The sequence below is a fragment of the Trichococcus sp. genome (assembly GCF_049589555.1).
Taxonomy (GTDB): Bacteria; Bacillota; Bacilli; order Lactobacillales; family Aerococcaceae; genus Trichococcus.
Genome location: NZ_JBAWAZ010000090.1, coordinates 1 through 2,297, shown reverse-complemented (window position 1 = coordinate 2,297; position 2,297 = coordinate 1). Strand labels below are relative to the sequence as shown.

2 protein-coding genes are annotated in these 2,297 nt (G+C 49.9%); both read right to left on the bottom strand.

Going from position 1 to position 2,297, the window contains the following annotated elements:
- Positions 1 to 207 precede the first annotated feature (207 nt).
- Positions 208 to 954 carry a ChbG/HpnK family deacetylase gene (locus tag WBV27_RS04040; RefSeq protein ID WP_424199645.1) on the bottom strand — a complete coding sequence of 249 codons (747 nt, stop codon included), beginning with the start codon at positions 952 to 954 and terminating at the stop codon, positions 208 to 210.
- Positions 929 to 2,297, bottom strand: a 1,369-nt coding sequence (locus WBV27_RS04035) for a PTS transporter subunit EIIC (protein WP_424199643.1), incomplete at its 5' end; no start/stop codon positions are given. The genes WBV27_RS04040 and WBV27_RS04035, both read right to left, overlap by 26 nt.

The window sequence follows — 2,297 nt, the reverse complement described above, 5'->3', positions numbered from 1 at the left end:
CCAAATACGAAATCGCGCGGCTGAAGGATTTCTTGACTTATACGGCAGTGCCTTACAAGCTGATTTCGAGGGAAAATTATGAGATCCTGGACGGGGAAGCTGTTCTAGAGGAGATCATTGCGTTGATCGGGAAATAAGAAAAAGAATACGACAAAACAGCCAGCGCTGAGAAGGGCGCTGGCTGTTTTTTCTGTCTAAAGATTCGTCTTAAAGATCGTCATAAGTGAGCAAACGGACAGCATGATCCGTCAACCAAGCCTTCGTTTCGGCAGAGATGGTCATCTCGACTTCCAGTGTGCGGGGGATGGTCAGGCTGGATGTGTTCAGGATAAAGGCATCCAGATAACCGGGGTGCAGCACCATCATTTCGACGCCGTCCGCATGCGGATGTTCGGTCAATTTTTTCAGGCTTTCGAAGGGATCATAATCCGGTCCCATGCTGTCCATCGAAATGTACACCTTTTTGCCGTTCACGACTATCGGCTTTTCATCAAATGAAATGCCAGAATATTTCAGGCCGTGCTTAGTGGCAATCAATTCCAAACCCTTCATAAAATTGGGGCTGGCCACGGCATGGCCCTCAAAGTATTGCGGTTGGCGGCCCGTCAGTTCGACGAAGCGCTGGTATTGCGCCTCGATTTCGATCATCAATTCCTCCAGCACCACAAAATCCTCCGTAGCACTGCGGTAATCTTTAGAGGGTTTAAAATAGCCATCAGCAGTTGTGATGCTCGGAATCAGCGCCGGATCCGTCAACGGTTTACCGACACAAATATTTGTGTGGCAACCGTAGCATACTTCGACATCCTTCAATAAGCCCAAGCCGTGTTCAGTCGCGGGCATGTTGACCATCACGCCGACATTTTTGACGATGCCGTCGATGACGGATTTGGCGATGCCATAGTTGATCGCCTCTGAATAGCCTAAATCATCTGCTCGTACTAAGAGATTCATTCAGTACACCCACTTTCTTTTCTGCTCCTGCAAGATAGGTGACTACAGCAGACACCACTACAGCAATAAGGCCGCTGATGATACCGTTAATCAAGTTTCCGGTAGAACCGCCCGCGTAAGCAGTCAGCGCCAGGAAGTTTGCGACAGGAACCATCGCATAGGCGGTCACGCCTGTCATGGCAGCATAGACTCCGCCGGCAAAACCGCCGGCCATCAAGCCGATGAATGGCCGTTTGTATTTTACGGCAATGCCGTACAAACCGGGTTCGGTCACGCCCCCGATGAAGGCTGCAATGACATAGCTCCAGGCCAAGCTCCTGTCTTCTTTGTTTTTGATGGACAACGCGGCCCCCAAACACATGCCAGTAACAGCCATGCTGGCTGAAACGGCGCCCAGAGTTACCAGGTTATCCGAACCGGTGGTAGTGAAGACCATAATCATGGTCGTGATCATCACTATGTGCATGCCGGTCATCACAAGGAATTGCCACAAGGCTCCAATCAGCCCGATTGCCAATATTTGACCGATACCGCCGAGATTACCGAAGGCCAAGATACCTTGGGAGATGTAATTGCCTACGAAATTCCCGGTCGGTCCAAGGATAATCAATGTCAAAGGAATCATGACGGCGATGGTTAAGGTAGGCGCAAAGATGGTCTTCAGTGCGCTAGGGATATGTTTTTTGAAGAAGCGTTCCACATAGGACATGATCCATACCGACAAAATGATCGGAATGACTGTGCTGGAATAATTTTGGATCTGGGCCGGAACGCCGTAGACCGTAAACGGGCGGCCTTCAGTGACAAACTGGATAAGCGTGGGGTGGATTATGATGCCCCCCAAGAACATGGCGATGACGCTCGTCGCCTTGAATTTTATGGAAGCCGTGTAGGCGATGAAAATAGGGAAGAAGTAGAAGCCTGCATCCCCGACAAAGGTGAATAACGTATAAAGATCGGACTCCGCGGTCAGCACATTCAGCATGCCAGGGCCCGATATAGCAACGAGCATCTTGAACATGGAGGCGGCTACCAATAGTGGAATCAATGGCGTCAAGCAGCCGGCGAGTGCATCCAAAATATTACTGCCGATTTTTTTCAAGGTCAATTTTTCCTTCGGTTTATCCAGGTCTTCCGAAAGCGGATTGTTCGTTTGGAAGTTTCCGATCTTCACCAGATTATTGTAGACATGATCGACTGTCTGACCGATGATGACCTGCAGCTGCCCGCCGGATCGGACCACACCCAGTACGCCAGGGATCGCTTTTAGTTCATCGTCTTTCGGCAAACTGTTGTCTTTTATGTTGAAGCGCAGACGGGTCATGCAGTGGGTCACATAAGAA